18 protein-coding genes are annotated in these 17,346 nt (G+C 71.0%); 12 read left to right on the plus strand and 6 right to left on the minus strand.

Features of this window, described 5'->3' with window-relative positions:
- The 3 genes from ACFOGJ_RS08260 to hemC form a co-directional block, all read right to left on the minus strand.
- Positions 1-267: hypothetical protein (locus tag ACFOGJ_RS08260; protein WP_379899378.1), on the minus strand; the 267-nt coding region annotated here is incomplete at its 3' end.
- Entirely contained in the window at positions 264-1,025 is a 762-nt protein-coding gene (locus ACFOGJ_RS08265; RefSeq protein WP_379899379.1) for a uroporphyrinogen-III synthase, read from the minus strand. The genes ACFOGJ_RS08265 and ACFOGJ_RS08260, both read right to left, overlap by 4 nt.
- A 12-nt stretch (positions 1,026-1,037) precedes the next feature.
- Positions 1,038-2,057, minus strand: a complete 1,020-nt coding sequence (hemC, locus tag ACFOGJ_RS08270; protein ID WP_379899380.1) for a hydroxymethylbilane synthase — start codon at positions 2,055-2,057, stop codon at positions 1,038-1,040.
- A 155-nt stretch (positions 2,058-2,212) separates the two neighbouring features.
- Between hemC and tsaD the strand changes: the two genes are divergently transcribed.
- The 6 genes from tsaD to ACFOGJ_RS08300 all read left to right on the plus strand — a co-directional run bounded on the left by tsaD (position 2,213) and on the right by ACFOGJ_RS08300 (position 6,631).
- The gene (gene tsaD, locus ACFOGJ_RS08275) at positions 2,213-3,274 is read left to right on the plus strand and encodes a tRNA (adenosine(37)-N6)-threonylcarbamoyltransferase complex transferase subunit TsaD (RefSeq protein ID WP_379899381.1); all 1,062 of its coding nucleotides are present in this window, start codon (positions 2,213-2,215) and stop codon (positions 3,272-3,274) included.
- 99 nt (positions 3,275-3,373) lie between these two features.
- Complete coding sequence (locus ACFOGJ_RS08280) at positions 3,374-4,018, plus strand: TIGR02466 family protein (RefSeq protein ID WP_379899382.1); 645 nt, start codon at positions 3,374-3,376, stop codon at positions 4,016-4,018.
- Positions 4,019-4,020: 2 nt separating this feature from the next.
- Positions 4,021-4,659, plus strand: a complete 639-nt coding sequence (locus ACFOGJ_RS08285) for a TIGR02466 family protein (protein WP_379899383.1) — start codon at positions 4,021-4,023, stop codon at positions 4,657-4,659.
- Positions 4,660-4,662: 3 nt separating this feature from the next.
- On the plus strand, positions 4,663-5,754 hold the full coding sequence (locus tag ACFOGJ_RS08290) for an NAD(P)H-dependent glycerol-3-phosphate dehydrogenase (RefSeq protein WP_379899384.1): 1,092 nt from the start codon (positions 4,663-4,665) through the stop codon (positions 5,752-5,754).
- A gap of 39 nt (positions 5,755-5,793) precedes the next feature.
- Entirely contained in the window at positions 5,794-6,210 is a 417-nt protein-coding gene (locus tag ACFOGJ_RS08295; protein ID WP_379899385.1) for an EVE domain-containing protein, read from the plus strand.
- Between the two features lie 157 nt (positions 6,211-6,367).
- A complete protein-coding gene (locus ACFOGJ_RS08300) occupies positions 6,368-6,631 on the plus strand; it encodes a (2Fe-2S)-binding protein (RefSeq protein ID WP_379899387.1) in 264 nt (87 codons plus the stop codon).
- A 394-nt stretch (positions 6,632-7,025) separates the two neighbouring features.
- Here the strand turns inward: ACFOGJ_RS08300 and bfr are convergent, their stop codons facing one another.
- Positions 7,026-7,514 (minus strand): bacterioferritin, encoded by a 489-nt coding sequence (gene bfr, locus ACFOGJ_RS08305; protein ID WP_379899388.1) that lies wholly within the window; start codon positions 7,512-7,514, stop codon positions 7,026-7,028.
- A 175-nt stretch (positions 7,515-7,689) separates the two neighbouring features.
- Here bfr and acs point away from each other — a divergent pair, with 175 nt between their 5' ends.
- The gene (gene acs / locus ACFOGJ_RS08310; protein WP_379899389.1) at positions 7,690-9,627 is read left to right on the plus strand and encodes an acetate--CoA ligase; all 1,938 of its coding nucleotides are present in this window, start codon (positions 7,690-7,692) and stop codon (positions 9,625-9,627) included.
- 133 nt (positions 9,628-9,760) lie between these two features.
- On the opposite strand, the gene ACFOGJ_RS08315 is transcribed toward acs, so the two are convergent.
- A complete protein-coding gene (locus ACFOGJ_RS08315; protein WP_379899390.1) occupies positions 9,761-9,958 on the minus strand; it encodes a DUF1674 domain-containing protein in 198 nt (65 codons plus the stop codon).
- Between the two features lie 167 nt (positions 9,959-10,125).
- Here ACFOGJ_RS08315 and htpX point away from each other — a divergent pair, with 167 nt between their 5' ends.
- The gene (gene htpX, locus ACFOGJ_RS08320; RefSeq protein ID WP_379899391.1) at positions 10,126-11,097 is read left to right on the plus strand and encodes a zinc metalloprotease HtpX; all 972 of its coding nucleotides are present in this window, start codon (positions 10,126-10,128) and stop codon (positions 11,095-11,097) included.
- The gene (locus tag ACFOGJ_RS08325) at positions 11,094-12,557 is read left to right on the plus strand and encodes an RsmB/NOP family class I SAM-dependent RNA methyltransferase (RefSeq protein WP_379899392.1); all 1,464 of its coding nucleotides are present in this window, start codon (positions 11,094-11,096) and stop codon (positions 12,555-12,557) included. The genes htpX and ACFOGJ_RS08325 overlap by 4 nt, the downstream gene beginning before the upstream one ends.
- A gap of 17 nt (positions 12,558-12,574) precedes the next feature.
- On the opposite strand, the gene ACFOGJ_RS08330 is transcribed toward ACFOGJ_RS08325, so the two are convergent.
- Positions 12,575-13,402 carry an N-acetylmuramoyl-L-alanine amidase family protein gene (locus tag ACFOGJ_RS08330; protein WP_379899393.1) on the minus strand — a complete coding sequence of 276 codons (828 nt, stop codon included), beginning with the start codon at positions 13,400-13,402 and terminating at the stop codon, positions 12,575-12,577.
- Between the two features lie 247 nt (positions 13,403-13,649).
- Here ACFOGJ_RS08330 and rpe point away from each other — a divergent pair, with 247 nt between their 5' ends.
- From rpe to ACFOGJ_RS08345, 3 genes are read left to right on the plus strand one after another with little or no spacing between them, the layout of a single operon-like run.
- Complete coding sequence (rpe, locus tag ACFOGJ_RS08335) at positions 13,650-14,315, plus strand: ribulose-phosphate 3-epimerase (protein ID WP_379899394.1); 666 nt, start codon at positions 13,650-13,652, stop codon at positions 14,313-14,315.
- Positions 14,312-16,123 carry a heparinase II/III family protein gene (locus tag ACFOGJ_RS08340; protein ID WP_379899395.1) on the plus strand — a complete coding sequence of 604 codons (1,812 nt, stop codon included), beginning with the start codon at positions 14,312-14,314 and terminating at the stop codon, positions 16,121-16,123. The genes rpe and ACFOGJ_RS08340 overlap by 4 nt, the downstream gene beginning before the upstream one ends.
- Positions 16,120-17,292: a glycosyltransferase family 4 protein gene (locus ACFOGJ_RS08345; protein WP_379899396.1), complete on the plus strand. Its 1,173-nt coding sequence runs from the start codon at positions 16,120-16,122 to the stop codon at positions 17,290-17,292. Before ACFOGJ_RS08340 ends, ACFOGJ_RS08345 begins: the two co-directional genes overlap by 4 nt.
- Positions 17,293-17,346: the final 54 nt, after the last annotated feature.

A 17,346-nucleotide genomic window follows, 5' to 3' on the forward strand; every position in this document is an offset into this window, starting at 1 on the left:
CTGGTCGCCCGGCTTGCTTTCGCCCGGCTTGCTTTCGCCTTGCTTACTTTCGGGCGCCTTGGGATCGGCCGCCGGCCTGGTGCCTGCCGGCCCGGACTCCGCCGTCTTCCTGTCGGCCTGGCCTGACGAATCCCGCAGGTCGACCCGTGGCGGATCGTCGGGCCGTCCCGGCTTGGCAGCATCCTCCGGCGAGACCGGCTCGATCTCGGCGTCGATAATCCTGCCCGGCTTCTTGTCTTCCGGCTTGCTTTGCTTGCCGTCGCTCACTGCTCCACCCCCTGCAGGCGTTCGCCCGGCGCCGCCTGACCGGCGACAAGATCCAGCAGCGCCTCCGATCGCGGCACCGCAGCTGTTCTTCTGTCCCGCCAGGGAAGCTCCCCCGCGGCGTCCGCCACTGCCGCGCTGAGGCAGAAGGCGGTCAGGTCGCGCGCCCGGTCTGCCAGCCCGGCCGCCACCAGGAGACTAGCAAATGCCCTGGCGGTGCGCGGCGAGAATAATGTCACGCCGTCCAGCGTGCCGGCTCGCAGGTCGGCCTGCAACCGGGGCGAAAGGGCTGTCGCCCCCTCCGTGCGGTACAGCACGGCAGGCCGTACCTCGAAGCCCGAAGCGGCCAGGGCCCCGGACAGGTCGCCGGCAACGTGATGCGCCCGCACATGCAGCAGCGGGCCATCGGCCGGCGCCAAAGCGCGCCGGATGGCCGCCGCCAAAGCCGCGGCATCGCCATCGGCGTCGTGCACCGCGGCGAAACCGGCATCCCGGGCCGCCGCTGCCGTCGCCGCCCCGACCGCCCAGGCGGGCAGAGCCGCCAGCCCTGCCGTCAGCGCGCCGCCGCAGGCCCGGGCCAGCGCCCGCGCCCCGTTGGCGGAGGTCAGCAGGACGGCCTGCGCACCGCTCCCGTCGGGCGGGCCGTCCGCGACGATCCGCACCGTCAGCAGCGGTTCGACCACCGGCGTGACGCCCCGCGCGGCCAGCAGCGCGGCGAACGCATCCGCATCGGGCTGCGGTCGGGTCACCAGGATGCGCACCCGCCCCTCCGTTCAGCCGGCCAGAAAGCCGGGACCGGCCTGCGCCAGCAGCCGCCGCGCCATCGCCACCGCCATCGCCGCCGCGTCGGCAGCGGCAGCGCTCTCCTCGGCGAAGAATGCCTGCGCGCCGTCGGGGCTGGCGATGCCGCCGCGGAAGCGGATCCGGAAGGCCGACCCGTCCTTGGCCCCCGCTTCGCTAACGCCTCCGGCGCCGGCCGGTTCCCCGATCAGTTCGGCATGGCCGGCGATCGGCGTCCGGCAGGACCCGTCCAGCTCCGCCAGGAAGGCGCGTTCCACGGCGACGCAGAGCGCGCAGTGCGGGTCGGACAGCGGCGCCAGCAGGGCCGCCACCGCATCGTCGTCCTGCCGGCGCTCGATGCCGATGGCACCCTGGGCGACCGCCGGCAGCATCTCCTCCGGCGGCAGCGGCTGCTCGCCGATGCCGTGGCGCTGCAGGCGGTTCAGCCCCGCCATCGCCAGGAAGGTCGCCTGCGCGACGCCGTCGCGCAGCTTCGCCAGGCGGGTGTCCACATTGCCGCGGAAGTCGACCACCTTCAGGTCCGGCCGCCGGTGCAGCAGCAGCGCCCGGCGCCGCAGGGAGGAGGTGCCGACCACCGCCCCCTGCGGCACCCCGTCCAGGACGACGCCGCCGCCCGGACCTGCCGGCGGCGGCAGGATCAGGGCGTCGCGCGGATCCTCGCGCGGCAGCAGGCAGTCGATCACCAGCCCGTCGGGCAGCACCGTCGGCATGTCCTTCATGGAATGCACCGCCATGTCGACCCGGCCGTCGAGCAGCGCCTCCTCGATCTCCTTGGTGAACAGGCCTTTGCCGCCGACCTCCGCCAGGGGGCGGTCGGTGATCCGGTCGCCGGTGGTGCGTATCGCCACCACCTCGGGCGGCCGCTCGGCCAGCGCAGGATGTGCGGCGAGCAGTCGCGCCGCGACCTCCCGCGCCTGGGCCAGGGCGAGCGGCGAGCCACGCGTCCCGATGCGCAGGGCGGGGGCAGGCCGGGATCTTTCGGACGGGGACATGATGCTCCGGGACAGGGGTGTCGGGGATCGCCGGCGGATCGGGAAGGGCCGCCCGCGGCAGCACGGCACCTTGCAAAGCTCCGCCGCCGGGCGCAAGACGCCATGCGGCGGACCCCGGCCGGGGCGGCCGGGCCGGCAGCAGAAACGGGACCGCGATGATCGTGCTTGGACTGGAAACGAGCTGCGACGAAACCGCCGCCGCCCTGGTGGCGGCGGAGGATGGCGGTCGCCCGCATGTCCTGGCCGAGCGGGTCTACAGCCAGATCGCCGAACATGCGCCCTATGCCGGGGTGGTGCCGGAAATTGCCGCGCGCGCCCATGTCGCCCATCTGGACCGGCTGGTGGCGGAGGTGATGGCCGAGGCCGGGCTGGACTATGGCGACGTGGATGCCGTCGCCGCGACGGCCGGGCCGGGGCTGATCGGCGGGCTGCTGGTGGGGCTGACCACGGCGAAGGCGATCGCGCTGGCCGCCGAGCGCCCGCTGGTTGCCGTGAACCACCTGGAGGCGCATGCCCTGAGCCCGCGCCTGGAGGCGGAACTGGACTTCCCCTACCTGCTGCTGCTGGTGTCCGGCGGCCATTGCCAGCTCCTCACCGTGCACGATGTCGGCCGGTTCACCCGTCTGGGCTCCACCATCGATGATGCGGTTGGCGAGGCTTTCGACAAGGTCGCCAAGATGCTGGGCCTGGGCTATCCCGGCGGGCCGGCGGTGGAGCGGGCCGCCGCGGCGGGCGATCCTGGCGCGATCCCCCTGCCACGGCCGCTGAAGGGCCGCGCGGGCTGCGACTTCTCCTTCTCCGGCCTGAAGAACGCGGTACGGCTGGCCGTGGCCGCGGCGGAGCCGCCCCTGCCGGTGGCGGACATCTGCGCCAGCTTCCAGGCCGCCGTCACGGAGGTGATGGTGGACCGGGTCGGCCATGCCATGTCCCTGCACGAAGAACGGACTGCAGGGCGCGGCAGGGCGCTGGTCGTCGCCGGCGGGGTGGCGGCGAACCAGGCGCTGCGACAGGCCCTGGCCAGCCTGGCCGCCGGTCGCGACTGGCGGCTTGTGGTGCCGCCGCTGCGGCTGTGCACCGATAACGGCGTGATGGTGGCGCTTGCCGGTATCGAGCGGCTGCGGCGCGGCCTCACCGATCCGCTGGACGTGGCGCCGCGGCCGCGCTGGCCGCTGGATCCCGGGGCGGCGCCGCTGCCCTTCGCCGGGGTGAAGGCATGACGGCTTGCCGCCGTTCCGCCGCCTCTGCATGATCTGGCGCCGCGCGCGCCCGAACCGGACACCCTCCGACCGACGACCATCTGGATGCGAAGCGAGACCATGGCTCAGCCGATCACGATCAAGGAATTCCAGCCGCGGGCCTATTTCCCGACCCCGGTCGCACTGGTCAGCCTGGCCAATGCGGAGCGGCTGAACGCCGACCTGAAGCGCATCGTGCTGGAGCGCGAGGCGCAGGACAGCGGCGGCACCGAGCATTCCAACCTGGGCGGCTGGCAGTCCGACTGGGAACTGGCCGACTGGGGCGGGCCGCCGGCACAGGTGCTGCTGCAGGCGGCACGGGCGGCAGCCGACCGGCTGACCGGCAACCGCATGGGCCAGCCGGTGAAGGTGGAGTGGAAGATGAACGCCTGGGCGAACATCAACCGCACCGGCCATGCCAACGAGTTCCACACCCATCCGGGCGCCTACTGGTCGGGCGCCTATTATGTCGAAGATGGCGGCATCGGCGAGGATCCCAGCCTGGGCGGCGAGTTCGAGCTGCAGGACCCGCGCGGCATCGGCCCGGCGATGTACGCCCCCAACCTGGCCTTCACCCTGCCGGGGATGCAGTCGGTCGGCGCCAGCGAGCTGATCTCGCCGCGGGCCGGCAACATGCTGATCTTCCCGGCCTGGCTGAGCCATGCGGTGCGCCCCTATCGCGGCAAGGGCATGCGGATCTCCATCGCCTTCAACATGAGCGTCTGACCGTGGCGGCGCAGCCCTTCACCCGGGTCGACGTGAAGGCGACCTTCGCGACGCCGTTCGCCGTCTGCCGCCTGGCGGCGGCAGAGGCGCTGAACGCGGCGCTGCGTCCGCGGATCCTGGAGCGGGAGAAGCAGGCGTCCGGCAACGTGATCTCCAATGTCGGCGGCTGGCAGTCGGAGGACGATTTCCTGGACTGGAGCGGCGCGGAGGGCGCCCAGGTGATCGAGGCCGGCAAGGCCCTGGCGAGCCGGCTGACGGCGGCGCGCGACGGCCGCTCGCCCAAGCCCGCCTGGCGGGTGCATGCCTGGGCCAATATCAACCGGGCGGGGCAGTGGAACGACGGCCATGCCCATCCCGGCAATTTCTGGTCCGCCTGCTACTATGTCGACGATGCCGGCGCCGGCGACGATCCCGCCCTGGGCGGCGAGTTCGAGATCCAGGACCCGCGCGGGCTGGCGCCCGCCATGTACGCCCCCGGCCTGGTCTTCGACATGCCCGACGGCGGCGCGGCGGGGGCGGCGATGCTGTTCCGGCCGCGCGCCGGCGAGATGTTCCTGTTCCCGTCCTGGCTGAACCATTCCGTGCGGCCCTATCGCGGCAGCGGCACCCGGATCTCCATCGCCTTCAACATGGCGATCTGAGGCATGGCCGGCGGTTCCGCAGGCAGGATCCCGCATTTTGCGCGGGTGACGGTGCTGGGCGGCGGCGCCTGGGGCACGGCGCTGGCACAGATCCTGGCCGATACCGGTGCCGACGCGGATGCCCCCGACGTCACCCCCCTAAACGTCACCCCCCCAAACGTCACCCTCTGGGCGCGCGATCCGGCTGTGGCCGCCGCGATCGGCGACCGCCATCTCCATCCGGCCGCGCTGCCGGACATCCCCCTGTCGCCACGCATCGCTGCGACCGCCGACCTGGACAGGGCACTGGCGGACGCCGACCTCCTGGTGGCCGCCGTGCCGGCCCAGGCCCTGCGCGAGCTGCTGCGCCGGCTGCGGCCGCTGCTGGCGGCGCGCGGATCGGCGGCCGTCCCGGTGCTGCTCTGCGCCAAGGGACTGGAGATCGCCACCGGCATGCTGCTGACCGACGTGGTGGCGGAGGAACTGCCCGGGCATCCGGCAGCGGTGCTTTCCGGCCCCAACTTCGCCGGCGAGGTCGCCCGCCGCCTGCCCGCGGCGGCGTCGGTCGGGGCGGCGGAGCGGCACCTGGGCGAGGCGCTGGTCGCCACCTTCGGCCGCCCCTGGTTCCGCCCCTATCGCAGCGACGACCCGATCGGCGTGCAGGTGGGCGGCGCCTACAAGAACGTCCTGGCGATCGCCTGCGGCGCGGTGATCGGGCGCGCGCTGGGGGAGAATGCGCGGGCCGCCCTGCTGACCCGCGGTATCGCGGAGATGGCGCGGCTCACCGTTGCCCTGGGCGGCAGGGCGGAGACCTGCATGGGCCTGAGCGGCATCGGCGATGCGCTGCTGACCTGCCTGAGCGAAACCTCGCGCAATACCAGGCTGGGCGTCGCGATCGGCCGCGGGGCGACCCTGGACACGGCGCTTGCCGGGGGTGCACGCGTGGTCGAAGGTGTGCACACGGCGCGGGCGGTCCATGCCATCGCGCAGTCGCGCAGCCTGGACCTGCCGGTGGCCGCGGCGGTGCATGCCGTGCTGCACCAGGGTGCCGACCTGGAATCGGCGATGGCAGCATTGCTGGCCCGGCCGTTCCGGGCGGAGGACCCGGCCACGTGACGTGCCGGCAGGGCAGCTGATTCGGAGAGGGGACGACGCATGCAGTACTGGCTGGTGAAGACGGAGCCGGGGACCTGGTCCTGGGACGACCAGGTGAAGGCTGGCAGCACCCACTGGGACGGGGTGCGCAATCACCAGGCGGCCAACAACATGCGGGCGATGAAGAAGGGCGATCGCTGCTTCTTCTATCACTCGGTGTCGGAGAAGCAGGTGGTCGGCATCGTGAAGGTGAGCCGCACCTTCTATCCCGACCCCGCCGATGACAGCGGCAAGTTCGGCATGGTGGACGTGACCGCCGTGCGGCCGATGAAGACCCCGGTCACCCTGGCGCAGATCAAGGCTGAGCCCGGGCTGTCTGAAATGGTCCTGGTGAAGAATTCCCGCCTTTCCGTGCAGCCCGTGACGGCAGAGGAATGGACGCAGGTCTGCGCCATGGGCGGGGTGCCGAAGGGCTGAGCGGCCGCCGCCGGAGGCGGCTTCAAGGCATCCCGATACCGTCGTCACACGGTCGCGAGCGATTCTCACGCCGAATCAATGACAATCACTTGCATTTTCAGTTCGGCACGACAAGATGGGCAGCGTATCGAGTGCGTACCGACCGCGAGGGCGGCCCATGATTGTTTGCCTCTGCAACGGCCACAATGATCGCGACATCCGGGCAAAGGCCGAGGAAATCGGCTCCACCTGCCCGGTCACCGTCTATTCCGCCCTGCAGGGTCCGCCGCGCTGCGGCAGATGCCTCGACTATGCCGGCCAGATGCTCTGCCCGATGGACCGGGAGCGGTCCGCAGAGGCTGCCGCCAGCGACAGCCGGACCGCCGTCGCTTCCGTCCAGCCGATGCCGGTCGCGGACGCCCGCCGTGCTGCTCTGGCGTAGCCTGACCCTTCTGCGGGTGAGTGCCAGCCTCGGCGGCCTCCGGGGCGGGCTCCGGACGGCAGCCTCGGCCCCGCACGAAGGTGGACAGAGAAATCCTGTCACCGCCGCCCGGGATCACCAGGGCGGCAGTGTGCCGACACCGACCAAGATCGTACCGCTCGCCCTATCGGCGGGCGGGCATTCGGACTAGCACGGCCGGCAGCATTCCGACGGCCCCTCGTTCCGGTGCCTAGATCGTGCCCAGAAGAGGTGGAAGCTGTGCCAAATCTACAATCGTCATCCCGGCCCTGAGCCGGGATCCATTCCGCAAGCTTCCCGGCTGCTGATCGGATTGCGGAACGGGTTCTCGGGTCAAGCCCGAGAACGACAAGGTTTCCACCAAAGATGGGACGCTCTAGCTGCCGGAATCCTCCAGCTCCCCCATCGCCGACTGCATGTAGTTCTGCAGGCCCAGCTTGCCGATCAGGTCCTTCTGGGTCTCCAGGAAGTCCACATGCTCTTCCTCGGATTCCAGGATGTCCTCCAGGATCTCGCGGCTGATATAGTCCTGCGCCGTCTCGCAGACTGCAATCGCCGCCCGCAGGTCCGGCATCGCCTTCATCTCGAGGGCGAGGTCGTTGTCGAGCAGCTCCTCGACATTCTCGCCGATCAGCAGCTTGCCCAGGTCCTGCAGGTTCGGCAGCCCTTCCAGGAACAGGATCCGCTCCACCAGCTTGTCGGCATGCTTCATCTCGTCGATCGATTCCTCGTACTCGATCTTGGCGAGGGCATGCAGGCCCCAGTTGCGCAGCATCCTGGCATGCAGGAAGTACTGATTGATCGCCGTGAGCTCGTTGAACAGGATCTTGTTCAGCTGCTCCAGCACTTCCGGTTTGCCCTTCATGGCACAACCTCCTCGGTCGGGTACGGGGCGGGCATGATAGGGGGCCGCGCCGCCGAGGTCGATTGCCCGAAGGACGCAGGGACGGCCTGCGGACTCGCCGGGCAAGGGCGGCCTCCGTTATGATCCGCCGGCCGGGCGCGGAACAGCCGGCGCAATTGCCAATGGGAGGAAGAAGATGGCCGAGGACAGGTTCCCCGTCAGCGCGGACTGGGCAAAGCGCGCCTGGGTGGATGCCGCCAAATACCGGGAGATGTACCAGGCCTCGATCGCCGATCCGGAGGCCTTCTGGGCGGAGCAGGGCAAGCGCCTGGACTGGATTGCGCCCTACAGCAAGGTGCGCGACGTCTCCTATGACGCCAAGGACCTGCATATCCGCTGGTTCTACGACGGCAGCCTGAACGTCTGCGCCAATTGCGTCGACCGGCACCTGCCGGAGCGCGCGGACCAGACCGCCATCATCTGGGAGGGCGACGAGCCCGACCAGTCGCGCAACATCAGCTATGCCGAGCTGCACGAGCAGGTCTGCCGCTTCGCCAACGTGCTGAAGGCACAGGGCGTGAAGAAGGGCGACCGGGTGACGATCTACCTGCCGATGATCCCGGAGGCGGCCTATGCGATGCTGGCCTGCGCCCGCATCGGCGCGGTCCATTCGGTGATCTTCGCCGGCTTCTCCCCCCATTCCATCGCCGACCGGATCCAGGACTGCCAGTCTGAATTCGTCATCACCTCCGACGAAGGGGTCCGGGGTGGCCGCAAGATCCCGCTGAAGGGCAATGTGGACAAGGCGCTGGAAAGCTGTCCCGAGGTGAAGAAGGTGGTCGTCGTCCACCGCACCGGCGCCGATATCGGCTGGGCCGAGGGCCGCGACGTCTGGCTGCACGAGGCGATGAAGGCCGTCTCCGCCGACTGCCCGCCGGAGGAGATGAACGCCGAGGACCCGCTGTTCATCCTCTATACCTCCGGCTCGACCGGCAAGCCGAAGGGCGTGCTGCACACTTCCGGCGGCTACCTGCTCTATGCCGGCATGACGCACCAGTATGTCTTCGACTATCACGACGGCGACATCCACTGGTGCACCGCCGATGTCGGCTGGGTGACGGGCCACAGCTATATCGTCTACGGCCCGCTGGCGAACGGCGCGACCACCCTGATGTTCGAAGGGGTGCCGAACTATCCGGACAGCTCGCGCTTCTGGCAGGTCTGCGACAAGCACAAGGTGACGATCTTCTACACCGCGCCGACCGCCATCCGCGCCCTGATGCGCGAGGGCGAAGGCCCGGTGAAGAAGGCCAGCCGGTCGACCCTGCGGCTGCTCGGCTCGGTGGGCGAACCGATCAACCCGGAGGCGTGGCGCTGGTATCACGACGTGGTCGGCGACAGCCGCTGCCCGGTGGTCGACACCTGGTGGCAGACCGAGACCGGCGGCATCCTGATCACCCCGCTACCCGGCGCGATCGACCAGAAGCCGGGCTCCGCCACCCTGCCCTTCTTCGGCGTGGAGCCGGTGATCGTCGACGGCGAGGGCAAGGTGCTGGAGGGCGCCACCAGCGGCAACCTGTGCATCGCGCAGTCCTGGCCCGGGCAGATGCGGACCGTCTATGGCGATCATGCGCGGTTCGTGGAGACCTATTTCTCGACCTTCCCCGGCCGCTATTTCACCGGCGACGGCTGCCGCCGGGACGAGGACGGCTATTACTGGATCACCGGCCGGGTCGACGATGTCCTGAACGTGTCCGGCCATCGCCTGGGCACGGCGGAGATCGAGAGCGCGCTGGTCGCCCATGCCAAGGTCGCGGAGGCCGCGGTGGTCGGCTATCCGCACGACATCAAGGGGCAGGGCATCTACGCCTATGTCACCCTGGTGGAAGGCGCGGAACCCAGCGAGGAGCTGCGCAAGGACCTGGTGAAGCATGTCCGCAGCGAGCTGAGCCCGATCGCGGCGCCCGACCTGCTGCAATGGGCGCCGGGCCTGCCGAAGACCCGCTCCGGCAAGATCATGCGTCGCATCCTGCGCAAGATCGCGGAGAATGACCCCTCGAACCTGGGCGACACCACCACCCTGGCCGATCCCGGCGTGGTCGACTCCCTGGTCGACAACCGGATGAACCGCTAGCGCCGGAGCGCAAAGACCGACGGGCCGGGAGCGGCAGCGGCGGACCCCCTCGGTCGCTGAAGGCGAACAATTCGCGCGACCTGCACTTGACGCCCGGCTGCCTCAGGCGGCCGGGCCGGTTGCCCGCAGGGCCTCAGAAATCGCTGGCGATGCCCTTGAACGACCAGTCGCCGTAGCGCGTCGGTTCCGGCCCGTCGGGCCCGCCGATCTCCCCCGGCGCCTGTTCCAGGACATGGGCCGGCTTCGGCTTCTTCGCGCCCGCGGCAGCCGCGGGGCTCTCGACGCCGGCATCGGTGCCACCGGCTGCCGGTCGCTTCGCGTCCTCGCTCATCGCTCCTCCTCTCCGTTCCGGTCACCATGCGGGGGCCGGAATGCATCTCGCCTTGGCAGCGTCCTGTCCCTACATATAGGCCGGTCCCCCGGCGGCGCCCAACCGGACCGGCAGCCCTGCCGGAAGCCTCTGGCCGGGGGACGCCTGACACTGGGAAGTGAACCGCAATGAACATGTTCCGTACCGGCATCCTGCTCGCGGCCATGACCGCGCTGTTCATGGGTATCGGCTACCTGATCGGCGGCGAGGCCGGCATGCTGATCGCGCTGGCGGTGGCGGCGGCGATGAACCTGTTCGCCTACTGGAACAGCGACAAGATGGTGCTGCGCATGTACCGCGCGCGCCAGGTCGATGCCCGCACGGCGCCGGAATTCTATGCCATCGTGGAACGGCTGGCCGGCAATGCCGGGCTGCCGATGCCGAAGGTCTATGTCATCGACACGCCACAGCCCAACGCCTTCGCCACCGGCCGCAATCCGCAGAACGCGGCGGTGGCGGCGACCACCGGCCTGCTGAACAGCCTCAGCCGGGACGAGATCGCCGGCGTGATGGCGCACGAACTGGCACATGTGAAGAACCGCGACACCCTGATCATGACGATCACGGCGACCCTGGCCGGCGCGATCTCCATGCTGGCCAATTTCGCGCTGTTCTTCGGCGGCAGCCGCAACAACCCGCTGGGCATCGTCGGCTCCATCGCGCTGATGATCCTGGCGCCCCTGGCGGCGGCCCTGGTGCAGATGGCGATCAGCCGGACCCGGGAATATGGCGCCGACCGCGGCGGCGCGGAGATTTCCGGCCAGCCGATGGCGTTGGCCAGCGCGCTGGGCAAGATCGAGCGCATCGCGCGCGGCGGCCCGGTCAACCAGACGGCGGAGGAGAACCCGGCCTCCGCCCAGCTGTTCATCATCAACCCGCTGAGCGGGCGCGGCGCCGACAACCTGTTCGCCACCCATCCCAGCACCGCCAACCGGATCGCCCGCCTGCAGGAACTCGCCTCGAGCATGGGCGGCATGCCGGCAGCTGGCCGGTCCGCCCCCGCGGCCCGCCGCACGGCCGGCCGGCCGGCACCGGAACCGACCCGCTCCGGTGGTGCCGTCCCGCAGGCGGGACGCCGCCGGCCCGGGCCCTGGTCGTGACCGGTCGCGGCAGGCCCGATCGCGGCGCCTCCGGGGCGACGCAGCGGCGCGCCCCGTCCGGGGCTGCGGGGGCGCGGAAGCCGCGCGGGCCGAGAAACGGCCCCCGGAGCGCGCCGGAGCGGACCGCAGGCCGCGATCCCGATGCGCTCGGGGATGCCGCACGCCAGGCCGCTGCAGGGCTTCTGACCGAGGTGCTGGAGGAAGGGCGCAGCTTCGATCGTGCCTTTGCCGCAGCCTGCAGCGGCGACGGCCGCCTTGCCGCGCGCGACGATCGCGACCGCGCCTTCGTGCGGGCGTTGTGCATGGCGGTGCTGCGCCACCTGCGGCCGATCGATGCCACGGTCGCAGACCGCCTTGCCCGGCCGCTGCGCCCGGGCAAGGCCTCCAGCCCGGCCATCGCCGCGCTGCGCCTGGGCGCGGCACAGATCCTGTACCTGGACGTTCCCGATCATGCCGCCGTGCATTCCAGTGTCGCGATGCTGCCGCCGCACTCCCCCTTTCGTGGCCTGGTCAATGCCGTGCTGCGACGGATCGCCGGCGAAAAGGCCGCGATCCTGGCCGCGGAGCGGCCGCTGGCGGCGCTGCCGGACTGGCTCCGCGACAGCTGGCTGGCCGCCTATGGCGCGGATCGCGCCGCGGCGATAGCTACGGCCAGCCTGGCGGAAGCCCCCCTCGACATCACCGTACGGTCAGATGCCGGTGGCTGGGCGGAGCGCCTGGAAGCGGAGCGCCTGTCCGGCAACAGCCTGCGCCGGGCGGCCGGCGGCCGCATCGAGGGCCTGCCGGGTTTCCGCGACGGCGCCTGGTGGGTGCAGGATGCGGCGGCCGCGCTGCCGGCACGGGCCCTGGCGACCACCCTGCGCGACGGCGGCGGCCTGGAGGGGCTGCAGCTGCTGGACATGTGCGCAGCGCCCGGCGGCAAAACGGCGCAGCTGGCGGCCATGGGCGCGTCGGTGACGGCGCTGGACCAGGATCCCGCACGGCTTGCCCGGCTGACGGAGAACCTGGCCCGCCTGGGACTGTCGGCGGAAACCGCGGCGGCGGACGCCGCGGCATGGCCGGATCCGCGCCGTTTCGACGGCGTCCTGCTGGACGCGCCCTGTTCCGCGACCGGCACCCTGCGCCGGCATCCGGATATTCTGCACCTGCGGCGTGCCGGCGACATCGCCGCAATCACCGCGATGCAGGACCGGCTTCTGGATGCCGCCATTGCGCGGCTGTCGCCCGGCGCGCCGCTGCTCTACTGCGTCTGCAGCCTGCAGCCGGAGGAAGGGCCGCAGCGGATCGCCGCGGCGCTGTCGCGCCATCCGGACCTGTGCCAGGTGCCGCTGGCCCCGGCGGCACTCGGCCTGCCCGCCGGGGCGGCCTGCGGCGACGGACTGCTGACCGCACCGGATCTCTGGCCGGAGCGTGGTGGCCTGGACGGGTTCTACCTGGCCCTGCTGCGGACGGCGGACTGAGACGTTAAACGGGGCGCTCAGGCGCCCGCCTGGATCCGCAGTTCTCCCGCCACCGTGGCGATCCGGTTGCCGAGGATGGCGGCGATCCGGCGCCGGCTTTCGGTCTGCGCCAGCAGGCGCTCGTCCTGGGGATTCGACAGGAAGCCGGTCTCCAGCAGGACGGCCGGCACCTGCGCCGACTTCAGCACCGCGAAGCTGGCGGAGCGCATCGGGTTGTAGAGCAGGTCGATCTGGCCCACGAGGCCGGAGACCAGCTTCTGCTTGGCGGTGCGGGAGGCATGGTGGCTGTAGCGATGGGCGAGATCCTGCAGGATCATCGCCACCGCGGCGTCGGTATGGCTGAGATCGACGCCGTACAGCCGGTCGACCCGGTTTTCCGTGGAGGCGAGGGCGTCGGCCAGGCCATCGGAGGCGCGCTCCGACAGGGTATAGGCGGACAGGCCGCGCGCGGCCGGGGTCGGAGCGGCATCGGCATGGATCGAGATGAACAGGTCGGCATCCATCTCCTCGGCAAAGGCGATGCGGTCGTTCAGCGGCAGGAAGACGTCGCCGTCGCGGGTCAGCAGGATCTCCGGCCCGCCGGAGCGGCCGATGCGGTCGCGGATCGTACGGCAGATGTCGAGGGTGACGTCCTTCTCCCGCACCCCCGTGACGCCGAGCGCGCCCGGATCGCGCCCGCCATGGCCGGGGTCCAGCACCACCTTCGCCCGCGGCAGGCCCTGCCGCAGGTGGAAGGGCCGCGGGCGCGGCAGCGGGGTCGCGGCCAGCGCCGGGCCGGCGGCCCCCAGCAGGGCGGCACCCGCCGCCAGCGAGAACAGTGTCCGGTTGAAGTCTCGTCGGTTCATGCGATTGGGATCCACGCTTCCGGCCGGTTCGGACTACGAAGGGGTCCGGTTCCGGTGCACAATGGCCTCTGGCAGCCTTGGCGGCCCGGTCCGAATCGGATGGACGCTACGGTGCCGGGCCCCCCGCCTTCCGTCAATCAGTGAAATCAGTATGCCAGGAAATTCTCGAAAGTCATTGATTTTCATGTCTTTTGACCCGACAACCGAAGCCATTGCCGTTGCCATGGGAAGCTGATACCACCCGACGATGACCCGACCGATTCGCATCGCGCCCTCCATCCTGTCCGCCGATTTCGCCCGCCTGGGCGCGGAGGTGACGGCGATCGATCGTGCCGGCGCCGACTATATCCATGTCGACGTGATGGACGGCCATTTCGTGCCGAACCTGACGATCGGGCCGATCGTCGTCTCCGCGCTGCGGCCGCACAGCACAAAGCCCTTCGACGTGCATCTGATGATTGCTCCGGTCGATCCCTATATCCCGGCCTTTGCCGAGGCCGGCGCCGACATCATCACCGTGCATGCCGAGGCGGGTCCCCACCTGCACCGGTCGCTGCAGCTGATCCGGTCGCTGGGCAGGAAGGCCGGCGTGTCGCTCAACCCCGGCACCCCGGCCGAGGCGGCGATCGCCGTCCTGGACATGGTCGACCTGGTCCTGGTGATGAGCGTCAATCCCGGCTTCGGCGGACAGGGCTTCATCGCCAGCCAGCTGGAGAAGATCGCACGGCTGCGGGCGGCGATCGACGCGACCGGCCGGCAGATCGACCTGGAGGTGGATGGCGGCATCAATGTCGAGACCGCGCGCCGGGTCGTCGCGGCCGGCGCCGACGTGCTGGTTGCCGGCACCGCCAGCTTCGCCGGCGGCGAATCCGCCTATGCGGAGAATATCCGCCGGCTGCGCGAGGCGGCATGATGCGCGCGGACCCGCTGGACCGGCCGGCCGCCCCCAGCGAAGGGCGGGGCAAGTCAGGCAGCGGGCAGAAGGCGCAGCGCAGCGCCGGCAGCCTGGTGGTGACGGCGCCGCCGCGCGGCCCGGGCGGCGGCCTGCCGGCGCTGCCGGAGAATGTGGCGGCGCAGCGCCGCGGCCCCTGGCAGCGGCTGCGCGACAGACTGGCGCCGAAGATCTTCGAGACCGGCCTGTACAACTATTTCCTGAGCGACTCGCCGCCGAAGGACCTCGTGTTTCGCCCGCGGGCGCGCCTGCCCGGCGATGCCGAGCATGGCCTGTCGCTGCTGGACGGGGTGATCCGGGTGCAGGGGCTGGAAAGCGACCTGCCGAAGGAGGATCCCTGGGGACGGGAGCCCGCCGATCCCGGCCTGGCGGCCTGGCTGCATGGCTTTGAGTTCCTGCGCGACCTGCATGCCATCACCGGCGACCGCCAGGCGGAGGCGGCGGAGCGTGCGCGCCGCCTGGTCGGCGCCTGGTTGAGCCGGCATCCGCGCTGGCACCGGATCTGCTGGCGGACCGACATCCTTTCGGTGCGACTGCTGAACTGGCTGACCTTCGCCGACCCGCTGCTGCGCGGCAGCGATGCCGCGTTCCGCAAGGCCTTCCTGGAGGGGCTGTCGCGCCAGGCCCGCCACCTGTCGGACGCGCTGCGCCTGCGGCAGGCCGGCGTGGAACCCGTGCTGGCCTGGACCGCGCTTTGCACGGCGGCGCTCTGCCTGCCGGACCTGGAGCGTCGCCGGGAAGCCGCCTTTGCCGGCCTGGCGCGGATCCTCAATGCCGAGATCCTGCCCGATGGCATGCACCGGTCCCGCAACCCGTCCCGCCAGTACCGGCTGCTGGCGATCCTGGCAGGCTTGCGCCGCACCTGCCTGGACGCCAACTGGGAGGCGCCGGAAGCCCTGGCCAATGCGGTGGACCGGATGGCGCCGATGCTGCGCACCCTGCGCCATGGCGATGGCGGGCTGGCGGTCTTCCACGGGGCGGTAGAGGAGCGGGCCAGCCGCATCGACGCCGCGCTGAAGCTGGCCGACAGCAAGGCGAAGCCGCTGGAGAGCGCCCCCTACGGCCAGTACGAGCGGGCCGAGGCGAAGCGGGCGGTGCTGCTGATGGATGTCGGCTGGCCGGTGCCCGACACCACCGACGCGCCGCACCTGTCGCCGCTGGCGATGGAGTTCAGCCATGGCCGCGACCGGATCATCGTGAATTGCGGTACCGCGGCCGATCCGCACTGGCGCAGCGCCCTGGCCGGGACCGCCGCTCATTCCACCCTGACGGTGGCGGAGGAGGATGCCCTGCCGGCCGGCTGGCTGGCGGCGCCGCTGCCGCCGGCGCCCACCGTCACCCGGCAGATCCAGGACGGCAATTTCTGGATCGAGGGGGAGCATGCCGGCTATGAGGCGCGCTTCGGTCTGCGCCATCGCCGGCGGCTCTACCTGCATGCCGATGGCGACGACCTGCGGGGCGAGGACATGCTGCGCAAGCTGCGGCGGGCCGACGGCAGCCGGCCGGAGGATTGCCCGCTGACGATCCGCTTCCACCTGCATCCGGAGATCCGCGCCTCCCTGCTGCATGACGGTGCGCAGGCAATCCTGAAGACGACCTCCGGCAAGGGCTGGCGGATGCGGGTCGCCGGCGGCGGCATGGCGCTGGAGGAAAGCGTCTATCTGGGTGCCGACGGGATCCGCCGACGCAGCCAGCAGATCGTGCTGAACGGCATCACCGCCGGCGACACCACCATCGTCAAATGGGCGCTGGCGAAACTGACGGGATGACCGACCGGCAGGCCGGCCAGGCCAATCCCAGGGGGCGCATCCTCTATCTCAGCCACGAGGCGCTGTTCTTCACCACCCATCGCATGCCGGTCGGCGTGGCGATGCGCGAGGCAGGCTTCGACGTGCATGTCGCCGCGCCGCCGGATCCGCGCGGCATCGAACGGATCGAGCGGGCGGGGCTGACCTTCCATCCGATCCCGCTGGCCCGCGGCGGCCGCAACCCGCTGGCGGAACTGAAGCTTCTGGCCAGCATCTCCTACATCGTCGGCCAGGTTGAACCGGACCTGGTGCACCATGTCTCGATGAAGCCGGTGATCTGGGGCGGCATCGCCACCCGGCTGCTGGGCGTGCCCGCCGTGGTCCATGCGATCACCGGGCTGGGCTATCTGTTCATCCGCAGCGGGCCGGTGGCCTGGGCGCAGCGGCAGGCGGTGAAGGCGCTGTTCCGCTTTGCCATCGGGCATGGCAACGGCCGGGTCATCTTCCAGAATGGCGACGACCGCGACCTGTTCCTGCGCCACCGCCTGGCGCGGCCCGAGCGGATCGTCATGATCCGCGGCTGCGGCGTCGACATGACCGAGTTCAGCCCCGCGCCGGAACCGGAGGGGCCGCCGGTGGTGATGTTCCCGGCACGGCTGATCGGCGACAAGGGGCTGAACGAGTTCATCGCCGCCGCCCGCATCCTGAAGGACCGCGGGTCCCCGGCCCGCTTCGTCCTGGTCGGCCGGCACGATCCGCAGAACCCGACCGATGTCGGCGCCGAGCAGGTGGCCGCCTGGCAGGCGGAGGGGCTGGTGGAGGTGCGCGGCTATTCCGATGCCATGCAGGCGACCCTGAACGAGGCGCATATCGTCTGCCTGCCTTCCTACCGCGAGGGGCTGCCCCGCACCCTGATCGAAGCGGCGGCCTGCGGCCGTGCCATCGTCACGACCGACGTGCCCGGCTGCCGCGAGGTGGTGCGCCATGGCGAGAATGGCCTGCTGGTGCCGGTCCGTGACGGCGCGGCGCTGGCGGAGGCCCTTGCCGCGCTGGTCGACGACCCGGCGCGCCGCCGGCAGATGGCCGCCCGCGGCCGGGAGATCGCGATGGCGGAATTCTCCGTCGAGCGGTTCGTGGCGGAAAGCATGGATTGCTACCGCGCCGTGCTGCCGGCCGGGCGGCTGCCGTGACGCCGGACACGCCATCGGTCCCCACCCATCCACTTGCCCATGGGGCATTTGCCT

This window comes from Marinibaculum pumilum, assembly GCF_042646425.1.
Taxonomy (GTDB): domain Bacteria; phylum Pseudomonadota; class Alphaproteobacteria; order Ferrovibrionales; family Ferrovibrionaceae; genus Marinibaculum; species Marinibaculum pumilum.

Coding starts and splice junctions, on each gene's coding strand:
- ACFOGJ_RS08340 (WP_379899395.1), top strand. CDS start 14,312: ATGATGCGCGCGGACCCGCTGGACCGGCCGGCCGCCCCCAGCGAAGGG.
- ACFOGJ_RS08330 (WP_379899393.1), bottom strand. CDS start 13,402: ATGAACCGACGAGACTTCAACCGGACACTGTTCTCGCTGGCGGCGGGT.
- tsaD (WP_379899381.1), top strand. CDS start 2,213: ATGATCGTGCTTGGACTGGAAACGAGCTGCGACGAAACCGCCGCCGCC.
- htpX (WP_379899391.1), top strand. CDS start 10,126: ATGAACATGTTCCGTACCGGCATCCTGCTCGCGGCCATGACCGCGCTG.
- ACFOGJ_RS08290 (WP_379899384.1), top strand. CDS start 4,663: ATGGCCGGCGGTTCCGCAGGCAGGATCCCGCATTTTGCGCGGGTGACG.
- acs (WP_379899389.1), top strand. CDS start 7,690: ATGGCCGAGGACAGGTTCCCCGTCAGCGCGGACTGGGCAAAGCGCGCC.
- hemC (WP_379899380.1), bottom strand. CDS start 2,057: ATGTCCCCGTCCGAAAGATCCCGGCCTGCCCCCGCCCTGCGCATCGGG.
- ACFOGJ_RS08295 (WP_379899385.1), top strand. CDS start 5,794: ATGCAGTACTGGCTGGTGAAGACGGAGCCGGGGACCTGGTCCTGGGAC.
- ACFOGJ_RS08345 (WP_379899396.1), top strand. CDS start 16,120: ATGACCGACCGGCAGGCCGGCCAGGCCAATCCCAGGGGGCGCATCCTC.
- ACFOGJ_RS08300 (WP_379899387.1), top strand. CDS start 6,368: ATGATTGTTTGCCTCTGCAACGGCCACAATGATCGCGACATCCGGGCA.
- bfr (WP_379899388.1), bottom strand. CDS start 7,514: ATGAAGGGCAAACCGGAAGTGCTGGAGCAGCTGAACAAGATCCTGTTC.
- ACFOGJ_RS08280 (WP_379899382.1), top strand. CDS start 3,374: ATGGCTCAGCCGATCACGATCAAGGAATTCCAGCCGCGGGCCTATTTC.
- rpe (WP_379899394.1), top strand. CDS start 13,650: ATGACCCGACCGATTCGCATCGCGCCCTCCATCCTGTCCGCCGATTTC.
- ACFOGJ_RS08315 (WP_379899390.1), bottom strand. CDS start 9,958: ATGAGCGAGGACGCGAAGCGACCGGCAGCCGGTGGCACCGATGCCGGC.